Origin of the sequence: Citrobacter sp. RHBSTW-01013 (genome assembly GCF_013781985.1) — a bacterium.
Taxonomy (GTDB): Bacteria; Pseudomonadota; Gammaproteobacteria; order Enterobacterales; family Enterobacteriaceae; genus Citrobacter; species Citrobacter braakii.
In genome coordinates, this window is sequence record NZ_CP056185.1 from 1,572,936 (window position 1) to 1,597,934 (window position 24,999).

Annotated in this window: 21 protein-coding genes; 13 read left to right on the top strand and 8 right to left on the bottom strand. The window is 53.0% G+C overall.

What is annotated here, in order from left to right; translation table 11 throughout:
• Positions 1 to 10: 10 nt before the first annotated feature.
• Complete coding sequence (locus HV350_RS07545) at positions 11 to 1,663, top strand: thiamine pyrophosphate-binding protein (protein WP_047358784.1); 1,653 nt, start codon at positions 11 to 13, stop codon at positions 1,661 to 1,663.
• On the opposite strand, the gene HV350_RS07550 is transcribed toward HV350_RS07545, so the two are convergent.
• Positions 1,664 to 2,899, bottom strand: coding sequence for an ion channel protein (locus HV350_RS07550; RefSeq protein ID WP_053389666.1), 1,236 nt, complete (start codon positions 2,897 to 2,899; stop codon positions 1,664 to 1,666).
• Positions 2,900 to 3,103: 204 nt separating this feature from the next.
• Between HV350_RS07550 and glk the strand changes: the two genes are divergently transcribed.
• From glk to ptsP, 6 genes are all read left to right on the top strand, one after another.
• Positions 3,104 to 4,069 carry a glucokinase gene (gene glk / locus HV350_RS07555; protein WP_016153902.1) on the top strand — a complete coding sequence of 322 codons (966 nt, stop codon included), beginning with the start codon at positions 3,104 to 3,106 and terminating at the stop codon, positions 4,067 to 4,069.
• Between the two features lie 221 nt (positions 4,070 to 4,290).
• Positions 4,291 to 4,617: a fructose PTS transporter subunit IIB gene (locus HV350_RS07560; protein WP_003028254.1), complete on the top strand. Its 327-nt coding sequence runs from the start codon at positions 4,291 to 4,293 to the stop codon at positions 4,615 to 4,617.
• Between the two features lie 20 nt (positions 4,618 to 4,637).
• Positions 4,638 to 5,885, top strand: a complete 1,248-nt coding sequence (locus HV350_RS07565; protein WP_137380934.1) for a PTS fructose transporter subunit IIC — start codon at positions 4,638 to 4,640, stop codon at positions 5,883 to 5,885.
• 17 nt (positions 5,886 to 5,902) lie between these two features.
• A complete protein-coding gene (gene ypdF, locus HV350_RS07570; protein ID WP_181630124.1) occupies positions 5,903 to 6,988 on the top strand; it encodes an aminopeptidase in 1,086 nt (361 codons plus the stop codon).
• The gene (gene ypdE / locus HV350_RS07575; RefSeq protein ID WP_181630125.1) at positions 6,988 to 8,028 is read left to right on the top strand and encodes an aminopeptidase; all 1,041 of its coding nucleotides are present in this window, start codon (positions 6,988 to 6,990) and stop codon (positions 8,026 to 8,028) included. Before ypdF ends, ypdE begins: the two co-directional genes overlap by 1 nt.
• 23 nt (positions 8,029 to 8,051) lie before the next feature.
• A complete protein-coding gene (gene ptsP, locus HV350_RS07580) occupies positions 8,052 to 10,547 on the top strand; it encodes a phosphoenolpyruvate--protein phosphotransferase (protein ID WP_181630127.1) in 2,496 nt (831 codons plus the stop codon).
• Positions 10,548 to 10,624: 77 nt separating this feature from the next.
• On the opposite strand, the gene HV350_RS07585 is transcribed toward ptsP, so the two are convergent.
• The 4 genes from HV350_RS07585 to HV350_RS07600 all read right to left on the bottom strand — a co-directional run bounded on the left by HV350_RS07585 (position 10,625) and on the right by HV350_RS07600 (position 14,238).
• A complete protein-coding gene (locus tag HV350_RS07585; protein ID WP_032931709.1) occupies positions 10,625 to 10,813 on the bottom strand; it encodes a hypothetical protein in 189 nt (62 codons plus the stop codon).
• Positions 10,814 to 10,912: 99 nt separating this feature from the next.
• Entirely contained in the window at positions 10,913 to 11,776 is an 864-nt protein-coding gene (locus HV350_RS07590) for an AraC family transcriptional regulator (protein WP_016157073.1), read from the bottom strand.
• Between the two features lie 15 nt (positions 11,777 to 11,791).
• Positions 11,792 to 12,526, bottom strand: a complete 735-nt coding sequence (ypdB, locus tag HV350_RS07595) for a two-component system response regulator YpdB (protein ID WP_016153896.1) — start codon at positions 12,524 to 12,526, stop codon at positions 11,792 to 11,794.
• A 14-nt stretch (positions 12,527 to 12,540) separates the two neighbouring features.
• Positions 12,541 to 14,238, bottom strand: a complete 1,698-nt coding sequence (locus HV350_RS07600; RefSeq protein WP_029139619.1) for a sensor histidine kinase — start codon at positions 14,236 to 14,238, stop codon at positions 12,541 to 12,543.
• A gap of 387 nt (positions 14,239 to 14,625) precedes the next feature.
• Between HV350_RS07600 and alaC the strand changes: the two genes are divergently transcribed.
• Positions 14,626 to 15,864, top strand: coding sequence for an alanine transaminase (gene alaC, locus HV350_RS07605; RefSeq protein ID WP_016153894.1), 1,239 nt, complete (start codon positions 14,626 to 14,628; stop codon positions 15,862 to 15,864).
• A gap of 65 nt (positions 15,865 to 15,929) precedes the next feature.
• On the opposite strand, the gene ypdK is transcribed toward alaC, so the two are convergent.
• Entirely contained in the window at positions 15,930 to 16,001 is a 72-nt protein-coding gene (gene ypdK / locus HV350_RS07610) for a membrane protein YpdK (protein ID WP_010723117.1), read from the bottom strand.
• A gap of 343 nt (positions 16,002 to 16,344) precedes the next feature.
• On the opposite strand from ypdK, the gene HV350_RS07615 reads away from it, so the two are divergent.
• Positions 16,345 to 16,959, top strand: coding sequence for a lysozyme inhibitor LprI family protein (locus HV350_RS07615; protein WP_181630128.1), 615 nt, complete (start codon positions 16,345 to 16,347; stop codon positions 16,957 to 16,959).
• A 41-nt stretch (positions 16,960 to 17,000) separates the two neighbouring features.
• Here HV350_RS07615 and lpxP read toward each other — a convergent pair whose 3' ends face one another.
• Positions 17,001 to 17,921, bottom strand: coding sequence for a kdo(2)-lipid IV(A) palmitoleoyltransferase (lpxP, locus tag HV350_RS07620; protein ID WP_019077327.1), 921 nt, complete (start codon positions 17,919 to 17,921; stop codon positions 17,001 to 17,003).
• A 442-nt stretch (positions 17,922 to 18,363) separates the two neighbouring features.
• Between lpxP and HV350_RS07625 the strand changes: the two genes are divergently transcribed.
• Positions 18,364 to 18,606: a DUF2545 family protein gene (locus HV350_RS07625; protein ID WP_016153891.1), complete on the top strand. Its 243-nt coding sequence runs from the start codon at positions 18,364 to 18,366 to the stop codon at positions 18,604 to 18,606.
• An 83-nt stretch (positions 18,607 to 18,689) separates the two neighbouring features.
• Here HV350_RS07625 and pgtP read toward each other — a convergent pair whose 3' ends face one another.
• Entirely contained in the window at positions 18,690 to 20,081 is a 1,392-nt protein-coding gene (gene pgtP / locus HV350_RS07630; RefSeq protein WP_181599026.1) for a phosphoglycerate transporter PgtP, read from the bottom strand.
• A 415-nt stretch (positions 20,082 to 20,496) separates the two neighbouring features.
• On the opposite strand from pgtP, the gene pgtC reads away from it, so the two are divergent.
• Genes pgtC through pgtA form a run of 3 tightly spaced genes read left to right on the top strand, consistent with a single transcriptional unit; the run spans position 20,497 to position 24,939 of the window.
• Positions 20,497 to 21,696, top strand: coding sequence for a phosphoglycerate transport regulator PgtC (gene pgtC / locus HV350_RS07635; protein WP_131379798.1), 1,200 nt, complete (start codon positions 20,497 to 20,499; stop codon positions 21,694 to 21,696).
• An 11-nt stretch (positions 21,697 to 21,707) separates the two neighbouring features.
• On the top strand, positions 21,708 to 23,702 hold the full coding sequence (pgtB, locus tag HV350_RS07640; RefSeq protein ID WP_170973721.1) for a two-component system sensor histidine kinase PgtB: 1,995 nt from the start codon (positions 21,708 to 21,710) through the stop codon (positions 23,700 to 23,702).
• Positions 23,692 to 24,939 (top strand): two-component system response regulator PgtA, encoded by a 1,248-nt coding sequence (gene pgtA / locus HV350_RS07645; RefSeq protein WP_016153887.1) that lies wholly within the window; start codon positions 23,692 to 23,694, stop codon positions 24,937 to 24,939. Before pgtB ends, pgtA begins: the two co-directional genes overlap by 11 nt.
• The last annotated feature ends 60 nt before the right edge of the window (positions 24,940 to 24,999 follow it).

Genomic DNA, 24,999 nt, shown 5'->3' on the forward strand with positions numbered 1-24,999 from the left:
GAAAGCTGTCATGCAAACCCCGTATTCCGTTGCTGATTATCTGCTGGACAGGCTGGCAGGCTGTGGTGTTGGCCATCTCTTTGGTGTGCCTGGCGATTATAATTTGCAGTTTCTTGATCACGTGATTGAACATCCCAGCGTACGTTGGGTCGGGTGTGCGAACGAGTTGAATGCGGCTTATGCTGCGGATGGCTATGCCCGGGTATCCGGGGTGGGGGCGCTGCTCACCACGTTTGGCGTAGGTGAGTTAAGCGCGATTAACGGTATCGCGGGAAGCTATGCGGAATATGTTCCTGTTTTGCATATTGTTGGCGCGCCCTGTCGCGGTGCTCAACGTCGCGGGGAGTTGATGCATCACACCCTTGGGGACGGTGATTTTCAGCATTTTTATCGTATGCAGCAGGCGGTGACGACGGCCAGCGCAGTGCTGGATGAACAAAACGCCTGTTATGAAATTGACCGCGTGCTGCGAACAATGCTCATCGAACGCAGACCGGGCTATCTGATGTTACCTGCTGATGTGGCAAAACAGCGCACCACGCCGCCGAATGACATCCTGATTGTTCCTCTGAGCGAGCCAGAAAGCAGCGTGGCAGAAGCGTTTCGCTACCATGCCCGCGAGCGGTTACTGGACAGCCCGCGCGTAGCGCTTCTGGCAGACGTTCTCGCGCAACGCTTTGGCCTGCAGCCGGTATTGCAACGCTGGATGGCGGAAACGCCGATGGCCCACGCCACGTTGTTGATGGGCAAAGGGCTATTCGATGAGCGTCATCCGGCGTTTGTCGGCACCTACAGCGCTGGAGCCAGCAGCGACTATGTACGTCAGGCGATAGAAGATGCCGACACGATAGTGTGTGTTGGCACACAATTTGTTGACACTCTGACCGCCGGGTTTACGCAACAGTTACCACAGGAGCGCACGATTGAGGTGCAGCCACATGCCTCACGGATTGGAAACCGTTGGTTTAACGTCCCGATGGAGCAGGCGGTAACCACCTTGCGGGAGCTGTGTCTGGAGATGTCCTTTTCACTGCCGCCAGAACGCCCGCCAGTTAGACGTATTCAGGTTGAGAAGGGACCTCTGACGCAGGAAAATTTCTGGCATACGGTGCAGCAGTATCTGGCACCCAATGACATTATCCTCGTCGACCAGGGGACCGCTGCATTTGGCGCGGCTGCGCTCACGCTACCCGGTGGAGCGGAGGTGCTGGTTCAGCCGCTGTGGGGGTCTATCGGCTACGCGCTCCCGGCTGCATTTGGCGCGCAAACCGCCTGCCCGGACCGCCGGGTGATCCTGATTATTGGCGATGGTGCGGCGCAGCTCACCATTCAGGAACTGGGCTCTATGCTCAGAGACGGGCAATCTCCCGTTATTTTGCTGCTAAATAATGACGGCTATACCGTGGAGCGGGCTATACATGGGGCAAATCAGCGCTATAACGATATCGCCGCCTGGAACTGGACGCAGGTGCCGCAGGCGTTTCGTCGTGAATGTCAGGCGGAGTGCTGGCGTGTGGAGCAGGCGGTACAACTGGAAGAAGTGCTGGCCCGTTTGTCCCATCCGCAACGATTGTCGTTAATTGAGGTGGTACTACCGAAAGCCGATCTTCCTGAGCTATTGCGCACGGTGACCCGTGCGCTGGAAACGCGTAACGGAGGCTAACTACTTATCGGTACGCTCGGCGATCATCATCGGTTTGCCCGCCAGCAGCAGCCAGGCGGGCAGCATGACGATGCACAGCAGCGGCAGCAGGGTGGAATCTGGCACCACCACTGCTGCCATAAACAGGCTCAGCCAGGCGTCACGGGTGACGACCAGCACCAGTCCAAGAATCGCGCAGGAGACGGTAATGGCCGCTGGCACCGCTTCAACGTGGGCGTGCAGCATCAGGCCAAGCGCGACCCCAACGAATACTGCCGGGAAAATTCGCCCGCCGCGAAAACCACTCGCAGCTGCAACCACTAATGCCGCCAATTTGATCACGGCAAGCATGAAATAATCCGATGCTCCCAGCGTCTGGCTAAATGCCATTTGCTGCATTTCGTCCAGTCCTTTAAACAAGGTAAGCGGTCCGCCGATAACGCCTAAAATGCCGAGGATTAAGCCGCCAGCCCCAAGAATCAGGACCGGGTGTTTCAATCGATGCATTAAATGGTGTAAACGCGGCAGACACCAGACAGCCACCATCCCGGCGGCAATGGCGATGGCGGCAACGACCGCACCGCTGAGGATATCGATCACGTGCATCTGCGTGTAGTGCGCGATGGGCAGTGAAAAATGGGGGTGAAAAAACAGACTGGTGGTCAGCGAGCCCGCGGCGGCGGCCATTAACGGTGCAAACAGGCGATCCCATAAGGGAACATTGTCCGAGCTATTCAGCGTTTGTGAAAAGACCAGCGCGGCGGCAACGGGGGTGCCAAATAGCGCGCCGATGGTGCCGGCAGAGGCGAGGATGGTCCAGTCCAGCTTAGCAATGCGGGGAAACATACGGCTGCCGAGCGCCACAGCCAGTGCGATATTCACGGTCATGATCGGGTGTTCCGGACCCAAACTGACGCCACCCGCCAGGCCGAGGATGAGCGCTGCCAGCAAGCCCGGAATTGCTGAGGTGGGGACCGGCATTCCAATTAACGGCTCACAGGCAGGATCCGGTCCTGCGTGACCCTGGCTGTAGCGAATAACTAACCCGACCATGATCCCCGTGAGCGTCAGCATGCCGATAATCCACAGCGGAGAGTCCTGGGCAATACCGATGCTAACGGGCAGGCGTTCCCACAAAAATTGCTGTAAAACGGACGCCACTTTCATCACAACGATCAACACCAGGCTGGAGGCAATACCAATAATTAGCGCAGGAGTTGATAGCAAGAGCATCGTTCTGGCTCGTGGATGAAGCATATTCTATTCCTTAAAACAGAGTCATAGACATAGTTTGCACAGCCTGCGCAACCGCATCGCTGCAAATGGTGCTGAAACGATAAAGTAATTATGTGATCTGGATCGATTTTCCACGGGCATCAGCCTTCAGGGCGTTGTTGTTATGCCCCCATGAATTTACAGTGTGGCAAAGATTTATTCTGACTTTAGCGGAGCAGTGGAAGAATGACAAAATATGCTTTAGTAGGTGATGTTGGCGGCACCAACGCGCGTCTTGCTCTGTGCGACATTGCCAGCGGCGAGATTTCGCAGGCAAAAACCTATTCCGGGCTGGATTACCCAAGCCTCGAGGCGGTAGTACGCGTATACCTGGATGAGCATAGCGTCAGCGTCGAGGATGGTTGTATTGCCATTGCCTGTCCGATTACCGGTGACTGGGTGGCAATGACCAACCATACCTGGGCATTCTCTATTGCTGAGATGAAAAAAAATCTGGGCTTCAGCCATCTGGAAATCATCAATGATTTCACCGCCGTGTCGATGGCGATCCCGATGCTGAAGAAAGAGCATTTGATCCAGTTTGGCGGTGCGGAACCTGTTGAAGGCAAACCGATTGCTGTCTATGGCGCAGGTACCGGACTTGGAGTGGCGCATTTGGTGCATGTAGATAAACGCTGGGTGAGCTTGCCTGGTGAAGGCGGTCACGTGGATTTTGCGCCTAACAGCGAAGAAGAAGGGATTATCCTTGAGGTCCTGCGTGCGGAAATTGGTCACGTTTCCGCAGAGCGCGTACTGTCAGGTCCGGGGCTGGTTAATCTGTATCGCGCCATCGTCAAATCAGACGGGCGCCTGCCGGAAAATCTGCAGCCGAAGGATATCACCGGGCGTGCGCTGGCTGATTCCTGTATCGACTGTCGTCGCGCGCTGTCGCTGTTCTGCGTCATCATGGGGCGTTTTGGCGGCGATCTGGCGTTAACGCTGGGCACGTTTGGCGGTGTGTACATCGCTGGCGGCATCGTACCGCGCTTCCTCGACTTCTTTAAAGCTTCGGGTTTCCGTGGTGGTTTTGAGGATAAGGGGCGTTTTAAAGCCTACGTACAGGATATTCCGGTATATCTGATCGTGCATGATAACCCGGGCCTGCTTGGTTCCGGTGCGCATCTGCGCCAGACGCTGGGCCATATTTTGTAAGACCAATGCCGGACGGTGCACAGCGCTTATCCGGCTTACATATATCCCGCAAAACCGCGTTTATTACGCGGTTTTTTTATGCCTGCCGCCCGCCTTTCCGACCTTCGTCACATTTCCGAATGGCGGGATTATTTGTCCAGTAAAAGCATTATTTGTCTGATAACGGTCGTTACTTTCCCCGGACCATAATTTCACTCGTTAACTATTACGAGGAAATGATTATGAGCAAAAAACTGATTGCCGTTTGCGCGTGCCCAATGGGGCTGGCCCATACCTTTATGGCGGCTCAGGCGCTGGAAGAAGCCGCGGTTGAAGCGGGTTATGAAGTGAAAATTGAAACCCAGGGTGCGGACGGAATTCAAAATCGCCTGACGGCGCAGGATATCGCAGAGGCAACGTTGATCATCCATTCTGTTGCCGTTACTCCGGAAGATAACGAGCGTTTTGAGTCGCGTGACGTCTACGAAATTACGTTACAGGACGCGATAAAAAATGCAGCCGGCATCATCAAAGAGATCGAAGAGATGGTTGCCGCTGAACAACAATAATCATCGACAGGGAATTACGTATGGCCATTAAAAAACGCAGTGCAACCGTTGTGCCTGGCGCATCTGGTGCGGCAGCGGCAATAAAAAATCCACCGGCCTCCCACAATAGCTTCTGGGGCGAACTTCCGCAGCATGTGATGTCGGGTATTTCGCGCATGGTACCGACGTTAATTATGGGCGGGGTAATTCTCGCCTTCTCGCAACTGATCGCCTATAGCTGGCTCGATATACCTGCTGACACCGGCATCATGGATGCGCTGAACAGCGGAAAATTCAGCGGTTTTAATCTCTCATTACTGAAGTTTGCCTGGCTGTCGCAATCTTTTGGCGGCGTGCTGTTTGGTTTTGCTATTCCGATGTTTGCCGCGTTTGTCGCCAACTCTATCGGCGGTAAGCTGGCGTTTCCGGCGGGGTTCATTGGTGGACTGATGTCCACTCAGCCCACGCAGATACTGAATTTTGACCCAGCGACGCTGCAATGGGCAACCAGTGCTCCCGTCCCGTCAACCTTTATTGGCGCGCTGATTATCTCGATTGTCGCCGGGTATCTGGTGAAGTGGATGAACCAAAAAATCCAGTTGCCTGATTTCCTGCTGGCATTCAAAACCACCTTTTTACTGCCCATTCTTTCCGCGATCTTCGTCATGTTGGCGATGTATTACGTGATAACGCCGTTTGGCGGGTGGATCAACGGCGGAATTCGTTCTCTGCTGATGGCGGCTGGAGAGAAAGGCACGCTGATGTACGCGATGGGGATTTCTGCGGCAACGGCGATTGACCTCGGCGGTCCGATTAATAAAGCCGCAGGATTTGTCGCCTTCAGCTTTACTACTGATCACGTTCTGCCGGTAACCGCACGCTCTATTGCCATCGTGATTCCTCCAATTGGCCTCGGGTTGGCTACGCTTCTCGACCGGCGCTTAACTGGCAAACGCCTGTTCAACGCACAGCTCTACCCGCAAGGGAAAACGGCAATGTTCCTCGCGTTTATGGGCATCAGCGAAGGGGCGATCCCGTTTGCACTGGAAAGCCCCATCACGGCAATTCCATCCTATATGGTTGGCGCTATTGTCGGATCGACGGCTGCCGTCTGGCTGGGGGCGGTGCAGTGGTTCCCGGAATCGGCTATCTGGGCATGGCCGCTGGTCACTAACCTCGGCGTCTATATGGCGGGGATCCTGTTAGGTGCGGTGATTACGGCGCTGATGGTGGTGTTCCTGCGCAACATGATGTACCGCAAAGGCAAATTGCTGATTGAAAGCCTCTGATTAGAAGGATTGTGACCATGAGCTTACTTGCCTCGCTGCGTGACTGGCTAACGGCGCAACATCTCGATGCGATGCTGCTGTCATCGCGGCAGAATAAACAGCCGCATATGGGGATCTCCAGCGGTTCAGGGTTTGTGTTTATCAGCCATCAAAGCGCGCATATCCTGGTCGACGCCCGTTACTACACCGATGTTGCCACGCGTACTCAGGGCTATCAGATCCATCTACTTGATGGCGCGCAGACGCTGTATTCACGGGTGAATCACATTATTGCTGACGAAAAGCTGCAGACGGTGGGATTTGAAGGCGAGCAGGTAAGCTGGAATACGGTGAATGGATGGTCGGGCAAACTGCGTGCCCGACTAGTGAGTGCCGTGCCGGATGTGCTCCGGCAGGTAAAAACGGCGCAGGAGATAGCCTGCATTCGCGAAGCCTGCCGGATAGCTGACCTTAGTGCTGAACATATTCGCCGCTTTATTCAACCTGGCCTCAGTGAGCGCGAAATCGCCGCTGAACTGGAGTGGTACATGCGTACGCTCGGTGCAGACAAACCCTCTTTTGACACCATTGTCGCCAGCGGCTGGCGCGGCGCGCTGCCGCACGGTAAAGCCAGCGACAAGCGTGTCGAGGCGGGTGAGTTCATCACGCTGGATTTTGGCGCGCAGTATCAGGGCTATTGTTCGGATATGACGAGAACCTTTCGCATCCCAGACGCAAACCAGCCAGCGGAAGAAAGCCCGCTGTTTTCCGTGTATCAGATTGTCCTGGCGGCGCAGCGTGCGGCGGTGGCGGCAATTCGACCAGGTCGGCGTTGCCATGAGGTTGACGCCGCAGCCAGGCAGGTCATTACGCAGGCGGGCTATGGTGATGAGTTTGGTCACAATACCGGACACGCTATCGGCATTGAGGTGCATGAAAATCCCCGTTTTTCCCCCACCGACGCGACGCCTCTGGCGGTTGGCATGCTGCTCACCGTTGAGCCGGGTATTTATCTGCCGGGGCAGGGAGGCGTGCGTATTGAGGATGTGGTGCTGGTTACGCCAGACGGCGGCGAGGTGCTCTACACCATGGCGAAGACATTGTTACACACGGGAGAAGCGTAATGGACTTATCGCTACTGAAGGCGCTGAGTGAGGCGGACGCGATCGCCTCTTCAGAACAGGAAGTGCGGCAGATCCTGCTTGAAGAGGCGGATCGTCTGCATAAAGAGGTGCGCTTTGACGGCCTGGGATCGGTGCTGATCCGTCTGAATGAATCAACCGGTCCGAAGGTAATGATCTGCGCGCATATGGATGAAGTGGGATTTATCGTGCGCAGTATTTCCAGCGAAGGAGCGATCGATGTATTGCCGGTGGGAAATGTGCGTATGGCGGCCAGGCAATTGCAGCCGGTGCGGATCACTACCCGTGAAGAGAGCAAAATTCCCGGTCTGCTCGACGGAGTGCGCAGCAGTAATGACGTCAGTGCGCTGCAGGTGGACATTGGCGCGCGGTCTTATGACGAGGTACTTCAGGCCGGCGTACGCCCTGGCGATCGCGTCACCTTTGACACGACGTTTCAGGTTTTGCCGCACCAGCGAGTCATGGGCAAAGCCTTTGATGATCGACTTGGATGTTATTTGCTGGTGGCGCTGCTGCGCGAATGGCATAACGCCATTCTCCCATGTGAGGTCTGGCTGGTGGCCAGTTCCAGTGAAGAAGTGGGACTGCGCGGAGGACAAACGGCTGCACGCGCGGTCGCCCCGGATGTGGCGATCGTGCTGGATACCGCTTGCTGGGCCAAAAACTTTGATCATGGTGCGGCCAACCATCGGCAGATTGGTAATGGCCCGATGCTGGTGTTAAGCGATAAATCGCTGATTGCCTCGCCAAAGCTGACGGCGTGGGTTGAAAGCGTGGCCACTGATGCGGGCATTACCCTGCAGATTGACATGTTCAGTAACGGCGGCACTGACGGCGGGGCGGTGCACGTAAGCGGTACGGGGATCCCCACGGTTGTCATGGGGCCAGCTACGCGGCATGGACACTGCGCGGCGTCGATTGCCGACTGCCGTGACATCATCCAGACGCAGCAGTTGTTGTCGGCTCTTCTTTCACATCTTACGTGCGAAACCGTGGTTCATCTGACGGATTTCAGGTGCTGATTTCGCGCTAATCAGGAGTTGTTATGCTAACGATTCAATTTCTTTGCCCGCTACCCAATGGCCTGCATGCGCGTCCGGCGTGGGAGCTGAAAGAGCAGTGCAGCCAGTGGCAAAGTGAGGTGATATTTCTTAACCATCGCCAGAACGCCAGGGCAGATGCGAAAAGCTCGCTGGCGCTGATTGGCACCGGGACGCTGTTTAATGACAGTTGTAGCTTAACCATCACCGGTCGCGATGAAGAACAGGCCCGGCGAGCGCTGGAGGAGTACCTCCTGCACCGATTTATTGACAGCGACAGCGTTCAGCCGACGCCGGCGGAACTGGCGGCGCATCCGTTGCCGCGTTCGCTGATTCGCCTCAACCCAGACCTTCTTTATGGCACCGTGCTTGCAGGGGGCGTAGGGGCGGGTTCGCTCACGCTTTGGCAGAGCGATAATCTGGAAAGCTATCGCGCGATTGCGCCGAGTGCGGAAGACAATACCCGGCTGGAGCATAGTCTGGCGACGCTTGCCGAACAGCTCAATCAGCAACTGCGCGAGCGTGAGGGTGAGAGTAAAACCATCCTCAGCGCCCATCTGTCTCTGATTCAGGACGACGAGTTTGCCGGGAATATTCGTCGCTTAATGCTGGAGCAGCATCTGGGGTTAGGGGCGGCGATTATCGCCAATATGGAGCAGGTGTGCGACAAGCTGTCGGCCTCCGGTAGCGATTACCTGCGCGAGCGCGTTAGCGATATCCGTGATATCAGCGAACAACTGCTGCATATTACCTGGCCTGAAAGACGTCCGCGCAATGCGCTGGTGCTGAATAAGCCGACGATTCTGGTCGCTGAGGATTTGACGCCCAGCCAGTTTTTAAGCCTCAATTTGCAGCATCTGTCAGGCATGATCCTGGAGAAAACAGGGCGTACATCGCATACCCTGATCCTCGCTCGCGCGTCGGCTATACCGGTGCTTAGCGGCTTGCCGCTGGAGGCCATTAGCCGCTATGCAGGGCAGCATGCGGTACTGGATGCCCGCTGTGGGGTACTGGCCATCAATCCAGACGATGCGGTTCGCGGTTATTACGCGATTGCGCAGAAGCTGGCCGATGAATGCCAGCGGCGGCAGGCGCTTGATGCCGCCCAGCCCGCGCTGACCAAAGATAATCAGCGTATTGACGTTGCAGCGAATATCGGTACCGCGCTGGAAGCGCCGGGGGCGTTTGCCAATGGCGCGGAAGGGATTGGGCTGTTTCGTACTGAAATGCTGTTTATGGACCGCGACAGCGCTCCCGACGAGCAGGAACAGTTTGAAGCCTACCAGCAGGTCTTATTGGCCGCGGGCGACAAGCCGGTTATCTTTCGCACCATGGATATTGGGGGGGATAAAAATATCCGTTACCTCAATATTCCGCAGGAAGAGAATCCTTTCCTGGGCTATCGTGCGGTGCGAATTTATCCAGAGTTTGCCGGACTGTTTCGCACGCAGCTGCGTGCCATCTTACGTGCGGCAACCTTCGGCAATGCGCAACTGATGATCCCAATGGTGCACAGCCTTGACCAGATTTTGTGGGTAAAAAGCGAACTGCAAAAAGCGCTGGTGGCACTGAAAGCCGACGGTTTACGCCATGCTCCGACAATTTCATTGGGGATTATGGTTGAAGTGCCGTCGGTGTGTTACATCATCGACCATTTCTGCGATGAGGTGGATTTCTTCAGTATTGGTTCAAACGACATGACCCAGTACCTGTACGCCGTCGATCGTAATAACCCGCGCGTTTCGCCGTTGTACAACCCGATTACGCCGTCGTTCCTGCGAATGTTGCAGCAGATTGTCCGCGTGGCGCACGAACGCGGTAAATGGGTGGGCATTTGCGGCGAACTGGGGGGCGAAGGACGCTATTTACCGCTGCTACTGGGCTTAGGACTCGACGAGCTGAGCATGAGCAGTCCACGTATTCCGGCGGTGAAAAGTCAGCTTCGTCAACTGGAGGGCCAGGCATGCCGTGAACTCGCCATACGGGCCTGTGAGTGCCGTAGCGCTCAAGAGATAGAAGATCTGCTCAACCAGTTTGCACCGCAGAAAGACGTGCGTCCGCTACTGGCGCGGGAGAACATCTTTGTTGGTGAATCTCTGAGTAACAAAGAGCAGGTGATTCAGTTTCTGTGCGGCAATCTGGGTGTTAATGGGCGAACTGAACATCCGTTTGAACTGGAGGAAGATATCTGGCAGCGCGAAGAGATAGTCACCACTGCTGTCGGTTTTGGTGTGGCTATTCCGCACACTAAGTCCCAGGGGATCCGCCATTCCAGCATCAGTATTGCCCGGCTTGCTCATCCCGTTGACTGGCAGTCAGAGATGGGCGAAGTGGAACTGGTTATCATGCTGACGCTGGGGGCTGATGAAGGCATTAACCACGTGAAGGTCTTCTCGCAGCTGGCGCGTAAGCTGGTGAACAAGCCGTTCCGCCAGTCGTTGTTTGCCGCTGAAAATGCCGACAGTATTCTCGCGTTGCTGGAGGCGGAACTGACGTTTTAAGCTTCATTGAAAGAGCGCTCTCCAGCCTGCGACGATCTGGTTGCAGGCTGGATGAACGCGACCGGAAAGCGACATCATCAATGTGGCGCGTTTGGCACCGGCAGTTTCCCGGCTCTTAAGAGCGTCATTTCTTGCTTGCAGAGCAGAACCACCGCCTGGCGAGCTTTAACACGGCGGGAGGTAAGGGCTCTTTTCACGGTCTGACGATCCGCACCTGATTCCAGCATCTGAAAACACATCAGGGAGAGTGCACGTCTGTTTTTCATCGCATATTCACTTTATTGAGTAAGCCTGCAGGGGGAGCTACATGCCGTTATTTTACAACGATGCAAACGGATATTACTAACCTGTTGGTGTTGTCTCACTTAACGTGCTGACTGAAAACGTACGCTGTACTCTCCCGGCGTCAGGCCAAACTGACGCCGGAACAGGCGGCAGAAATAATTACTGTCCTGATACCCGCACCGCTGTGCGACTTCGCTAATCGACAGATGGTATTTCTGTAAGATGATGCGCGCCTTCGCCATTCTGACCCACCGCAGGTACTCGACGAACCCCATGGTGCCGTGCTGGGCAAACACTTTTGACAGGTGGTTGGGCGTGATATTAAAAAACTGCGCTACGCTTTCCCGGGTCAGCGGTTGGGCATAGTTATCCTGCACCCAGTTACACATACTATGATAGAGAAATTCAGCGCGCGGACGCTCTGTGTCAGGGCGGGTATTCACCACGCTACGACACAGATGCAGCAGGCTAAGCACCAGCGGCTGAATAATATCCTGGGCCTGAGGAGAGCGGCTTAAATGGGTTAATGCGGTGAGCATCGCCTCGCCTTCGCCGCGCTGCGGATGTGGTAACTCAATACGGCGGATCGGACGTAACAGAGATGCCGTTCGATTATCGTAAAAAGAGAGCCCCAGCCAGGCCGGAGAAAACACCAGACTCAGTAGCATCACGGGTTTATCGCTGCCGGGCAAATTCGCTGCCTTCGCCGGGATAAACAGCATGTCGCCTTCTGGCAGGCTATGCTGCTGTTTTTCCAGTTGATTACTGTATTCGCCACGCAGCACGATATCGAGGCGCGGAAGGTCAATACACAAACTGCCGGACGGTAATGTGGTGGGCTGGGACGCGAACCACACGCGGCCAAGACGCTGCGGGTTCAATACCAGGCCGCTGAACAGATCGGCGAAAAACTGTTGGTCTGCGGGGAGGCCTGGCTCTTTCATCGCTCTTTCTCTGCGCTATAAGTGCATTAACTGCCTGAACTCTTTCACTTTACTCCGACTCACCGGGATTTCAAATTCCAGATCTTTTAAGCGCAAAATGTAGGTGTTGTTAAACCAGGGTTCGATCTCGCGGATTTTATTCAGATTCACACAGAACGAGCGGTGGCAGCGGAAGAAATGCGAAGCAGGCAATTTGCTGCAAAATTCAGTGATGTTCATCGGCATCACGTACGATTCGCGCCGGGTGTAGACAAACGTCATCTTTTCATGGGCTTCTGCGTAGTAGATGTCGTTGATCGGGGTCACGATGATCCGCTCATCTTTGATCAGATTGATCGTATCGTTTTCGCGGGTCACCGGACTGGCAGGCGAGGTTCCCGTTTGCTGTTGCTGCCAGGCGGCTTCCAGCTTTTGCAGCATGCCGACGATGCGTGATTCCTGATACGGCTTCAGGATGTAGTCAAAGGCCTCCAGTTCAAAGGCTTCAACAGCGTGCTCTTTCCACGCGGTAATAAAGACAATAAAGGGCTTGTGCGCGAACTGGCTGATGTTTTGCGCCAACAGGACGCCATCCAGCGAGGGAATATTGATATCCAGAAAAATGGCGTCAACGCGGTTGTGCTGGAGATATTTCAGCACGTCCAGACCGTCGTCAAATGTGCCGACAATCTCCATCTGGCTGTGCTCTTTTATCAGCCAGCTAAGTTCCTGTTGGGCCAGGAATTCATCTTCAACAATGATGACTTTCACGACTTCACTCCTGGTTAAAGCAACAATGTGGCCGGTGCGGCTGCGGGCGAGTGCTGATTAGGCACATAAAAGGCAATCTCAGTGCCTGGCTCCAGACGGCGGATATGGAGGCCCTCGCCGTAGAGCAGCTTAACGCGATGATGCACATTCAACAGACCAATTTTATTGCCCGGCATTTCATTGGATTCGACCCGTTCAATCACTTTTGGATCGATACCGTGGCCCGTATCCCGCACGGCAATCCGTACCCGATTACCGCACTCCGCAACGCTGATGGTGACCACCCCTTTTCCTTTGCAGGGTTGAATCCCATGGACGATAGCGTTCTCTACCAGCGGCTGAATCAGCAGGCTGGGAATATAACAGCTTACCTCTTCATCGATATCATAAATAACCGTCAGCTTGTCGCCAAAACGGGCCTGTTCGATGGCGATGTAATCCTTGATTTGATACAGCTCTTTTTTGATGTCGATCTGCTCATCGTCTTTTAATTCAATATTATAGCGAAGATAGCGCGATAAATTAAAAATCAGCTGGCGCGCAGTGTCTGGATTCAGCCGCACCGACGATGAAATTGCGTTCAGGGCGTTAAACAGGAAATGGGGATTTATTTTACTTTGTAGCGCACGCAGCTCTGCCTTATTTGCCATTTCGCGTAGCTGCTCCGCCCGGGAGACTTCCAGCTGAGTCGAGATAATTTGCGACAGGCCGATGGCCATTTCTTGTAGTGAGGAGGTTATCTGGTGGGCGTGACAGTAGTAGATTTTTAGCGTACCGGTGACAACACCTTTCTCCCAAAGCGGAATCACCAGCATGGAGTGTATTTCCGGCGTACGGTGCGCTTCATCATTGTTTTTAATGATAATTTTTCCGTAATTGATCGCCTGTTGCGTAGTCGGACTGACGAAATCATCATTATCGCGGTAGTTAAGTTCACCCACGCCAACGTAGGCCAGCACGTGCTGGGTGTTGGTAATAGCGACGGCATCAGCATGTATATCATGGCGGATAATTTCGCACACCTGGCGAAGCGATTCGCTATTGACCTGGCGAAAAAGTGGCAGAGTTTTGTTGGCGATATCCAGAGCAAGCTTAGCCTGCTTCGCGGCGCTGGCTTCTTTCTCGCCTTCCACGCTTTGCACCAGCATGACGATAAAACCAATGCAGACACTACCAAGAATCATTGGGATGCCGATCTTCGAGACGATATCCAGCCCCAGTTCGGTGGTGGGGGCCCAGGCGACGACGAGGATCATGGTCAGAGATTCGCACAGCATTCCGCCTAAAATACCCGCACGCCAGTGTTGCGCTTTGGGGATCCTACGGTTGATCCAGCCGGCAATGCAGCCTGCCAGAATGCTGGTGATAAAGCAGGGCAGGGCGGTTACGCCGCCGATGTCGATCAGGTAGCGGTGGGTGCCCGCGATCAGGCCTGTAATGATACCGACCCAGGGACCGAACAGAATTCCCCCTGACATGACGGCGATAATACGTACGTTAACCAGTGAGCCTTCAACCGGTACGCCGGACCAGGTACTGAACAGGGCAAACATTGAGAAAATCGCGGTAACGGCGAGCAGCTCTTTCGGGGAGTGGGCTGACTTGTGCAACAGTTCGCGAAACAGGCGGATACGAATCAGGAAAAACAGACAGAACAGCATCAGCGCTGCCCGGTCGAATACCGCCAGCAGCATATTGAATATTTCGTGCACGGGTGACTCTTGCGCAAGGGTTAAACCTCTATGATAGGTAACCTGAGGCTGGATGACCAGCACCCGCGCAGCCTGTGGCTAATGGGGAAAAACCTTAATATTAAAAGGGGATTGTTGCATGATTGTTGTATTTACAATGCCTGTCCTGTCAACGGAGCGCGAAAAGTAATATGTTTAACAATAAAATGTAAAATGGTGGTAATTTTAAGCGGAGTGTGAAAAATTTTATTTCCTCATTTTTTCTGGCTATTCCTCTTTTATCTCAATAAAAAATATTTTGTTTTGCCTCTCGACAGAAGGAAATTATTCAGGCTATTTTCTAAACGTGCCACCATCGTGGCAGCGTCGCTCGGACGGTCCGGGCGCTAACGTTAATCTGAGGATATTATGGCTGACTCCCGCCCTGAACGTCGCTTTACGCGTATTGATCGCCTTCCCCCTTACGTTTTTAACATCACTGCTGAGCTAAAGATGGCTGCGCGTCGGCGCGGCGAAGATATTATCGATTTCAGCATGGGGAACCCGGATGGGGCCACGCCTCCTCACATCGTCGAAAAACTCTGTACCGTGGCGCAGCGCCCGGATACGCACGGTTACTCCACCTCGCGCGGCATTCCGCGTCTGCGTCGGGCGATTTCCCGTTGGTACCAGGAACGCTATGACGTTGAGATCGATCCGGAATCCGAAGCGATTGTGACGATTGGCTCGAAAGAAGGATTGGCGCACCTGATGCTGGCCACGCTGGATCACGGCGATACGGTCCTCGTACCGAACCCGAGTTATCCGATCCATATTTATGGCGCGGTGATTGCCGGCGCGCAGGTACGCTCAGTGCCGCTGGTCGAAGGCGTCGATTTCTTTAATGAGCTGGAGCGCGCGATTCGCGAAAGCTACCCGAAACCGAAGATGATGATCTTAGGTTTTCCTTCCAACCCGACTGCGCAGTGCGTCGAGCTGGAGTTCTTCGAAAAAGTTGTGGCCCTGGCTAAACGCTATGACGTGCTGGTGGTTCATGACCTGGCCTATGCCGATATCGTCTACGATGGCTGGAAAGCGCCGTCGATTATGGAGGTACCGGGCGCTCGTGATGTCGCGGTGGAGTTTTTCACCCTATCGAAAAGCTACAACATGGCGGGCTGGCGTATCGGTTTTATGGTAGGTAACAAAACGCTGGTGAACGCGCTGGCTCGAATTAAGAGCTATCACGATTACGGAACCTTTACTCCGTTGCAGGTTGCAGCAATCGCCGCGCTGGAAGGCGATCAGCAGTGCGTGCGGGATATTGCTGAGCAATATAAACGTCGTCGAGATGTGCTGGTTAAGGGGCTGCATGAAGCCGGGTGGATGGTCGAGATGCCCAAGGCCTCGATGTACGTTTGGGCGAAAATCCCAGAGCAATATGCCGCGATGGGCTCACTTGAATTTGCCAAGAAACTGCTGAACGAGGCGAAGGTATGTGTTTCGCCGGGGATTGGTTTTGGTGATTATGGCGATACGCACGTGCGCTTTGCGTTAATTGAAAACCGCGACCGTACCCGCCAGGCGATCCGTGGCATCAAAGCAATGTTCCGCGCCGATGGCTTATTGCCTGCCAGTGCAAAATCGGCCACCGAAAGTACTGACTAACAACACGTTTCCCCAAAAGCAAACAGGAGCCATCAGGCTCCTGTTTTTTTGCTGCGTCTTTTAATTTAGATCATCAGGGCGAAAGTACCGGCCCAAACGATGACCATAAAAGAAATGCCCATAAAGAAATATTTCACTTTTCATCTCTCCGCGTACCTGAGGTACGTCTAAATGAACATATGCTAACCTGACAGAGAGCTGATGCACGCGTAAACGAAATGGAGAATTCCCTTCGTTTGCTTGTCTGCATCACCTCAGAATTCTGAGCTTTTATGCTCCAGACGGCGCTAATGTACGCCTAAAAATGAGGTGAGACAAGAGGCATTTTTTTATTTAATTTTAATAACTTACAAGTGTCGTGATTCGGCGACAGTTTAATTTCTGTCGGTAATAAATTGCTATTGAGCGACGAAATGTTTACTCGGAGAATTCTCATGTCTCCATGATGTTAATGCGGTTAATTTTTCGCGGAATGAGATTATGAAAAGGTTAAAAATGACCAGATTAATGATGTTAGCACTCGTTCTTACGCCAGTGACGTCGATGGCGGCCTCGCCGATGGCATTCAATTTCAGCTGCGCAAGTATTGGTGGTGTGAATAGTGATGGTAAAGGCAATATCTGGATTGATGGCACTAAGTCGACGGTAAAGGCCTTCAATGAAAATTACTGGGAAGCAAAAAGCGGTAACAATACCGTGTCTATCTCCCGTAAAGATGACGGGAATCCGGACGTTTCCTGGACCGGGCCTAATCGTAAGCACGGGATTTGCCTGCCTGAAGACAATATCGACTTTTCAGGGGCAAAGAAATCGACCAGCAACGGGCCTTCTTTTTCCTGTTCTGCGGTAGCAAAGGGCAGTATCGAAGAGGTTATCTGTCAAAGTCCTTCGCTCTCAGCCATGGATTTGGCATTGAACGGGGCCTACAAGCAGGCGCTGGTAAAATCGAGTAATAACCCGACGCTCAAAGCAGAGCAACGCGGCTGGGTGAAAGGGCGTAACGAATGCTGGAAAGATCAGGATAAGCCAGCGTGTATAGCCCGTAACTACAATGAGCGAATGGCTGAATTACAGAACAAGTGGGGCGTGAAGTAATTCAGGCGCAGAAAAAAAGAAAGGCCTTTCGGCCTTTCTTTTTAGATGTACAACGAGGCTTCACCCATCGGGCGAGTTTTGAAGCGACGGTGGATCCAGAGATACTGCTCGGGCGCGCGCATGATCTCTTTTTCGATAATTTTGTTCATATACGCCGCTGCCTGGCTTTCATCTGTTGGATAACCTTCCATTTCTGGCGTGATGAACAGGCGGTAACCGGAGTTATCTGCTTTTCTTACCATGGTTACGGTCAGCATCGCTGCGCCCGATAACCGTGACAGCACGTAAGTACCGTTGGTGGTCGCGACGTTTTTGACTGCGAAGAAGGGGGCGAATGAACTCCCTTTACGACCGTAGTCCTGATCGGGGGCAAACCATACCGCTTCCCCTTTTTTCAGGGCGCCGACAATACCGCGCAGATTATTTCTGCCGATCATGGCCTTGTTGGAGCGCATACGACCGCGGGTTTGGATCCACTCCATCAACTTATTGTTGTGCGGGCGATAGGTTGCCATCATCGGTTGGCAAAGTCCCATTACGCGACCACCCAATTCGAGTGACATAAAGTGTACGCCTACCACCATCACGCCACGGTTTTGCATCTGTGCGCGTTGCAGGTTGTCCAGCCCTTCTACATCAAACCATTTGCGTACCCGGCGATCCGGCCAGAACCAGGCCATACCCGTTTCAAGCAGGGCCATGCCGAGTGAACGGAAGTTCTCATCGACCAGTTTGTCTCTTTCTTCTTGCGACAGATTTGGGAAACAGAGTTCGAGATTTTTATGAGCAATAGATTCACGGCGCTTTAAAAATGGACGAGCCAGCGTTCCTGTACGGGTACCAAGAAAACACAATACGGGATAGGGAAGCTGTACCAGTAACCAGAGCACACCGACGCCAAACCATGTGAGCCAGTAGCGCGGATGCAAAAACGCGCGTGAAAATTTACATTGGGGGAACATAAGCACCTGTTGTTGATACGAAATAGGTGTATCGCGAAGATTCTTTAGTCTGCCGCTTTACAGTCTGTACTGATCGTTAGGCCGCCATGAACGACATTGGTTCCTGTAAAGAGTGTAAAACTGAGTCAGGACAAAACCAGGAAGGGGCATGAATGATCGGACGCTCAATGTACACCCGAATATTAATGTCAGCCAGAAATAATTACTCAAGATGCGTAAATGTTTTTACGGCGATTAAGGTCAAAAATGAGTCGATATATAATGCGTTGTTTTTATGACGATTAAATAAACGGCTGTCGAATAAATTAGTAGTCAGCGATTGAGTGATTTTTGTAACGAAAATGTTGCTTAAATTGCGAACCATTGGGAATTGTCTTAGAATATAAACTCAAGGGAGTGTAAGGACTTACGTAAATTTTTACGGCAAACAGGAGGTATCGCTATGTTCTATTTTTGGATCTTTCTCGCGTTGAGCATTCTGAGCGTCAGTTGCTATATCTGGCAGGTTATGGGGGCTGCGGCGTCAATAAGTGCTTTTATCGGCATGGCCATACTCACGGCATTAATTTACGTTTTTACTATGCAGTTGACCAATGGTAACGAGATGGTTACCGGATTATTCCTTTTTCTTGCCCCAGCATGCGGTTTGATCATCCGCTTTATGGTGGGTTACGGTAAGCAATAAATTATCACGTTGAGCTATTTATTCTTTATCTGAATGTATTGAAGTGCCAGCATCGCTGGCACTTTTTGCGAGACTGAAATCGGCTACCGGGCATCAGCCAACTGGAGTGACGCTTCCTCTTGCTGAGCGTTTTTCCGCTGTTGTTCGAGTTCCAGCGCGCCGCGATGAGAGAGGTAGCAGAACAGGATGCAGCAGACAATCCCGCCCATCAACAGATAGAAGCCGCCATGCCATCCCATTTTATCGACCATCACGCCAAACAGGCTGGTTCCCAGCGATGCGCCAAAAATGTAGCTCATGAATCCGCGTAACCCTACCGCAGAACCTACTGCGAAGCTGGGGACGATTTCCATGGTCTGAACGGAGGCCAGGAACTGCGGAACATAAATCAGGCAACCCACGATGGCGGCAAAAATAGTGACCATCAGCAGAGATTCACTTTTCCAGTAACCGATCAGGCAGACGAAAATCAGCGCCATACAGATCATGGCCAGCGGCATGCGACGGCCTTTAAACAGTTTATCGGTGAGCCAACCCGCCAGTAATGTGGAAGGAATTGCCGCCCATTCGAAAAACAGAAAAGCTATGCTCATTTGCTCTTTCGAGAAATGTTTTTCGGTTAATAAATAAATTGGCAGCCAGCTAATCATACCAAAACGCACCATATAGACAAAGACGTCTACCAGTGAAACATACCAGGCATTTTTATTACGCAATACATAGGTGCAGAAGATCTGGAAGGCACTCATATTTTCTGGCGCCTGGACAGCGTGTCGGGAATTTAATACGACTTTTTCTTCTGGCATCATTTGTTCCAGAGCCGGTAAACCCTCCTGGCGTGGTGAACCTTTCCCCAGCATCAGCACAATAAAAGCAAACAGTACGGCAACACAGGCCGGAACAATATAGCTGGCGCTTTGCCAGTGTTCGCTCCCCAAAATGGCAAACGCGGCGCCAACAATCGGGGCGACAATACCACCGCCAACGTTGTGTGAGATATTCCAGAATGCGCCAACGCGTCCACGTTCTTTACGTGGAAACCAGTTAGCGATGGTAATAAATGAAGGGCCAACGCCCATCCCCTGAAACAAACCGTTGAAAACGACCAGCGCGGCAAATATCCAGAATCCGGTACTGAACCCCAGGCCTACGTTGACGATAGCGCACAGGATCAGGCCGCATGCCATGAAGACTTTCGGGCTGGCCTTGTCTGCCAGACTGCTCATAATGCCTTTACTGATCCCATAGGCAATAAGCATGCAGCTGCTGAGTAAACCAATCTGCGTAGCGCTGAGATCCAAGTGCTCCTTCAGATATGGAGTCGAAAGCGTGAAGTTATTGCGCACAATATAGTACGCAAGATAGCCAAGAAATACGCTGAGTAATGCCTGAATGCGGTATCGGCCATAAGTTGCCTGGACTTTCTCCGCCGGGACTTTATTCGCCGCTGGTCCTGTCTTAAATATTGATAACATATCATCACCTAATTTTTTATTGATGTGAATATCAGGATTTTTCGCAGTGAAGAGTGAAATAGACGGCAAAGAAACTCAAGTTGATGAAATGTGTCACTATTGACTCAATTTGCGGGCGGCGTGGCAGATTTTGACTCTTTTTTAATAATGGATTTTCAATTCTATTCTTTCACGGGCATTTTTATCATCGGCGTGTGCGGGTATTAACAAATTCAGGCTGCATTTTCGGGTATTCTTTACTGATGTCGTCACTTTCCGTTTGGTTATTCTACGAATAACCTTATTCTTCCCCCCAGCGGTGATAAACGGGTAAGTTTTGTCTCAATATTATTTTTTGTACATGTTGGTATTTATGAACGGGATCACAAACAGACTGTTGGGCCGGGGGCGTTTTTGGGCATTCTTGCTCTGTTTTATGTCGCTGTCGGCGAGCTGCCAGGTCCTGGGTAAAGAGCTGGTGATGGCGACCACCTTTTCCCCAGGGGCCACGGCCTGGATTATCCAGCGCTGGCAGACGGAGCCAGGGTCAGTGATGATTCGCACGTTAAACCGGACCAGCGGTTCGCTGGAACAGTTGCTGGATACTGCGAATGCAGAAAACGTCGATCTGATTTTGACCTCATCCCCCATGCTGTTGCAGCATCTTCAGGAGCATCAGAAGCTGGCTCCTTTCGATAATGCGCTGCCTGAAAGCCAGCGGCTGGTGCCAGACTCGATTCGCTCGACCTCCGTGGCTGTGGCGATATCAGGGTTTGGCCTGTTGATTAATCGTTCTGCGCTGGCGGCGCGGCATCTTCCGCCGCCTGACGACTGGGGGGATTTAACGCAGCCTAAATATCAGAACGCGCTGTTGATGAGTAGCCCGTCGCGTTCCGATACCAACCACCTGATGGTTGAGTCGCTGCTGCAACAGAAAGGGTGGGAAGAGGGCTGGGCGACGCTGTTGGCCAGCGCCGGTAATCTGGTAACGATTTCATCACGCAGTTTTGGCGTGGCCGACAAAATTAAGAGCGGTCTGGGCGTGGCGGGGCCGGTTATTGATAACTATGCCAACCTGTTGCTTAACGATCCGCACCTTACTTTTACCTATTTCCCTCGCTCGGCGGTGTCACCCACCTATGTTGCCGTACTCAAGAATAGCCAGCACCCCAACGAAGCGCGTCGCTTTATCCGCTATCTGTTAAGCCCGGAAGGACAGCGGATCCTTGCGGATGCGAACACGGGGAAATATCCGGTCACGCAGCTCGCGCCTGATAACCCACGCGCCGCTCAGCAGGCTATTTTGATGAGCCAGCCCGCGCTTAATTATCGGCTGATCCTTAAGCGGCAACAGCTGGTGCAGCGGATGTTTGATACCGCCATCAGTTTTCGACTCGCGCAGCTGAAAGATGCCTGGCGGGCGCTATACAGTGCGGAAGCGCGCCTGAAACGCCCGCTACCCGAAATCAGAGCATTACTGACCAGCGTCCCGATAGATGCCAGAAGTAGTGAAGATGAGGCCTGGCTTGCGCAATTTGAGAATAAAAGCGTAGCCGAACAGCAGATGATGGAGTGGCAGCTCTGGTTTCTTAAAAATCAGCGTCAGGCGATATCCAAACTGGAAGAGTTAAAATGAAAGGTGGTTCGATACTGCAACGCCTGCGCCAGCTCAGCATCAGCAGCAGCCTGCGGGGAGCGTTTCTGACGGGCGCATTACTGACGTTGAGCGTAAGCTGCGTCAGTTTGTACTCCTGGCATGAGCAGAGCTCGCAGATACGCTATTCACTTGATGATTACTTCCCGCGCGTACATTCCGCTTTTTTGATAGAAGGAAATCTCAACCTGGTTGTGGATCAGCTTAATGAATTCCTGTTGGCCCCCAACACCACGGTAAGGCTGCAACTGCGCAATCAAATTATTTCTCATCTGGACAAAATTGAGGTGCTGAGCCGGGGATTACAATCTGCAGAACAACAGCAGTTGGCGGTGATTTTGCAAGACAGTCGGGCGCTGATGGCGGAGCTGGACCGGGTGCTCTACAACATGTTCCTCGTGCGCGAAAAGGTGAGTGAACTCTCCGCGCGCATCGACTGGCTACATGATGATTTTACAACCGAGCTGAATTCGCTGGTGCAGGATTTTACCTGGCAGCAGGGGACGTTGCTGGATCAAATTGAGGCCAAAAACGGCGATGCGGCGCAGTATCTCAAACGTGCCAGAGAGGTACAAAACGAGCAGCAGCAGGTTTACACCCTGGCAAGAATTGAAAATCAGATCGTGGATGATTTACGCGACAGGCTCAATGAACTGAAGTCGGGTAGCGACGACGGAATGCTGGTGGAGAATCATATCCGCTATCTGGAGAATCTGAAGAAAACGGCGGATGAAAATATCCGTACCCTCGATGACTGGCCCAGTACTATCACCCTGCGGCAAACCATTGATGAGTTACTGGAAATCGGGATGATGAAAAATAAAATGCCCGATACCATGCGCGATTATGTCGCCGCGCAAAAAGCGCTCGTTGATGCCAACCATGCCAGAGAGGCAACGCTCGGGCGCTTTCGGACACTACTTGAGGCGCAGTTGGGGAGTAGCCATCAGCAAATGCAGATGTTTAACCAGCGGCTGGAACAAATTGTTCGCGTCAGCGGTGGACTTATTCTGCTGGCGACGCTGCTGGCGCTACTTCTCGCCTGGGGGCTCAACCATTACTTTATTCGTTCGCGTCTGGTGAAGCGTTTTACCGCACTCAACCAGGCCGTGGTGCAAATTGGTCTTGGCAGAACGGATGCCACCATCCCGGTTTATGGGCGCGATGAGCTCGGGCGCATCGCAGGATTGCTGCGCCATACTCTGGGCCAGTTGAGTGCGCAAAAAAATCAGCTGGAGCAGGAAGTGACAGAGCGCAAGGAGATAGAGTCCGATCTCCGGGCAACGCAGGATGAACTGATCCAGACGGCAAAACTGGCAGTGGTGGGACAGACCATGACCACGCTGGCGCACGAGATTAACCAACCGCTGAATGCGCTGTCGATGTACCTGTTTACGGCGGGAAGGGCAATTGAACAAGGACAATCCGCTCAGGCCAGAAGTACGTTAACCAAAGCGGAGGGGCTGATTACCCGTATTGATGCCATTATCCGTTCGCTGCGTCAGTTTGCACGTCGGGCCGAGCCGGGCGCGCCTTTGCATCCGGTCGATCTGCGACAAACATTCAGCGCCGCCTGGGAACTGTTGGCCATGCGGCATAAGCCTCAGCAGGGTACGCTGACGCTTCCAGCCCAGAGTGTATGGGTGACAGGTGATGAAGTGCGTATTCAGCAGGTGCTGGTAAACGTACTGGCAAATGCGCTTGATGCCAGTCCGACTGGCGCGCAAATAGAGGTTCACTGGCAGGCTGAGGGCAGCCGATTGTGCGTCTTTGTCTGCGATAACGGCCCCGGCTGGCCTGAGGCGTTATTGCCATCACTGTTAAAGCCGTTTACCACCAGTAAGGATGTGGGGCTCGGTATTGGCTTATCGATTTGTGTATCGTTAATGGGGCAAATGAACGGCGAGCTGCGCCTGGCATCGACACCGGGGCGTAATGCCTGCGTCGTTCTGCAATTTAATCTGACGGATGTAAACGATGTTGTGTGATGACTATTCTGTTCTGCTGATTGATGATGATGCCGATGTTCTCGACGCTTACACTCTGTTGCTTGAACAAGAGGGGTACCGTGTCTATGCATGCAATAACCCTTTTGATGCCCGAAACTGGCTGCAAGCCGACTGGCCGGGGATTGTTCTGAGCGATGTGTGTATGCCTGGCTGCAATGGAATAGACCTGATGACGTTGTTTCATCAGGATGATAATCAGCTCCCTATTCTGCTTATCACCGGGCATGGCGATGTCCCGATGGCGGTGGAGGCAGTAAAGAAAGGCGCATGGGACTTTCTGCAAAAACCGGTCGACCCCGGCAAACTGCTGTCGCTGGTAGAGGATGCGCTGCGTCAGAGACAATCCGTGATTGCCCGTCGCCATTATTGCCAGCAAAAGCTTCAGGTTGAACTGCTCGGCTACAGTGACTGGGTCAATCAGTATCGTCAACGTCTGCAACACCTGGCGGAAACGGATATTGCCGTCTGGTTTTATGGCGAGCCGGGGACAGGACGTATGACCGGAGCCCGGTATTTGCATCAGCTTGGGCGCAGCGCTGATGGGCCGTTTATCCGCGGTGAACTAACGCCCGGGAACGCGGGACTACTCAATGACCTTATTGCACAGGCGCAAGGAGGAACGCTGGTCCTGAGCCATATTGAGTGCCTGACACGTGAACAGCAGCACCATCTGGTGCATCTGCAAAGCCAGGAGCGGCGTCCGTTTCGTCTGATAGGCATTGGTGACACATCGTTAGTGGAACTGGCGGCAACCAACCAGATTGTGGCCGAACTCTACTACTGTTTTGCGATGACGCAAATCGGTTGCCAGCCGCTGTCACAGCGTCCGGATGATATTGAGCCGCTGTTTCGTCATTACCTGCAGAAAGCCTGTCTGCGCCTGAACCATCCCGTGCCCGAGGTTGAAGGGGAGTTACTGAAAGGCATGCGGCGTCGCGTGTGGTTAAGTAATGTCCGGGAACTGGCGAATGCCGCCGAACTTTTTGCCGTTGGGCTACTCCCGCTGGCTGAAACCGCGAATCCGCAGCTGCATCTGCCTGAACCAACACCGCTCGATCGGCGGGTTGAAGAGTACGAGCGACAGATCATTACTGAAGCGCTAAATATTCATCAGGGGCGCATTAATGAAGTGGCGGAGTATTTACAAATCCCGCGTAAAAAATTGTATTTACGCATGAGAAAATACGGGCTGAGCAAAGAACACTATAAGTTTTAGTCGCCAGGATTGGGGGAGAAGGGACGTCGAGAGTATTTCGGTGGCGGCGTTGGCGTTCAC

What these genes read in the sequence shown, in the direction of transcription:
- HV350_RS07625 (WP_016153891.1), top strand. Translation starts at nt 18,364, where the DNA reads ATGTTCTATTTTTGGATCTTTCTCGCGTTGAGCATTCTGAGCGTCAGT.
- HV350_RS07560 (WP_003028254.1), top strand. Translation starts at nt 4,291, where the DNA reads ATGAGCAAAAAACTGATTGCCGTTTGCGCGTGCCCAATGGGGCTGGCC.
- pgtA (WP_016153887.1), top strand. Translation starts at nt 23,692, where the DNA reads ATGTTGTGTGATGACTATTCTGTTCTGCTGATTGATGATGATGCCGAT.
- pgtP (WP_181599026.1), bottom strand. Translation starts at nt 20,081, where the DNA reads ATGTTATCAATATTTAAGACAGGACCAGCGGCGAATAAAGTCCCGGCG.
- ypdE (WP_181630125.1), top strand. Translation starts at nt 6,988, where the DNA reads ATGGACTTATCGCTACTGAAGGCGCTGAGTGAGGCGGACGCGATCGCC.
- HV350_RS07590 (WP_016157073.1), bottom strand. Translation starts at nt 11,776, where the DNA reads ATGAAAGAGCCAGGCCTCCCCGCAGACCAACAGTTTTTCGCCGATCTG.
- lpxP (WP_019077327.1), bottom strand. Translation starts at nt 17,921, where the DNA reads ATGTTCCCCCAATGTAAATTTTCACGCGCGTTTTTGCATCCGCGCTAC.
- HV350_RS07550 (WP_053389666.1), bottom strand. Translation starts at nt 2,899, where the DNA reads ATGCTTCATCCACGAGCCAGAACGATGCTCTTGCTATCAACTCCTGCG.
- ypdF (WP_181630124.1), top strand. Translation starts at nt 5,903, where the DNA reads ATGAGCTTACTTGCCTCGCTGCGTGACTGGCTAACGGCGCAACATCTC.
- HV350_RS07565 (WP_137380934.1), top strand. Translation starts at nt 4,638, where the DNA reads ATGGCCATTAAAAAACGCAGTGCAACCGTTGTGCCTGGCGCATCTGGT.
- HV350_RS07585 (WP_032931709.1), bottom strand. Translation starts at nt 10,813, where the DNA reads ATGAAAAACAGACGTGCACTCTCCCTGATGTGTTTTCAGATGCTGGAA.
- pgtC (WP_131379798.1), top strand. Translation starts at nt 20,497, where the DNA reads ATGTCGCTGTCGGCGAGCTGCCAGGTCCTGGGTAAAGAGCTGGTGATG.
- HV350_RS07545 (WP_047358784.1), top strand. Translation starts at nt 11, where the DNA reads ATGCAAACCCCGTATTCCGTTGCTGATTATCTGCTGGACAGGCTGGCA.
- alaC (WP_016153894.1), top strand. Translation starts at nt 14,626, where the DNA reads ATGGCTGACTCCCGCCCTGAACGTCGCTTTACGCGTATTGATCGCCTT.
- HV350_RS07615 (WP_181630128.1), top strand. Translation starts at nt 16,345, where the DNA reads ATGAAAAGGTTAAAAATGACCAGATTAATGATGTTAGCACTCGTTCTT.
- ptsP (WP_181630127.1), top strand. Translation starts at nt 8,052, where the DNA reads ATGCTAACGATTCAATTTCTTTGCCCGCTACCCAATGGCCTGCATGCG.
- glk (WP_016153902.1), top strand. Translation starts at nt 3,104, where the DNA reads ATGACAAAATATGCTTTAGTAGGTGATGTTGGCGGCACCAACGCGCGT.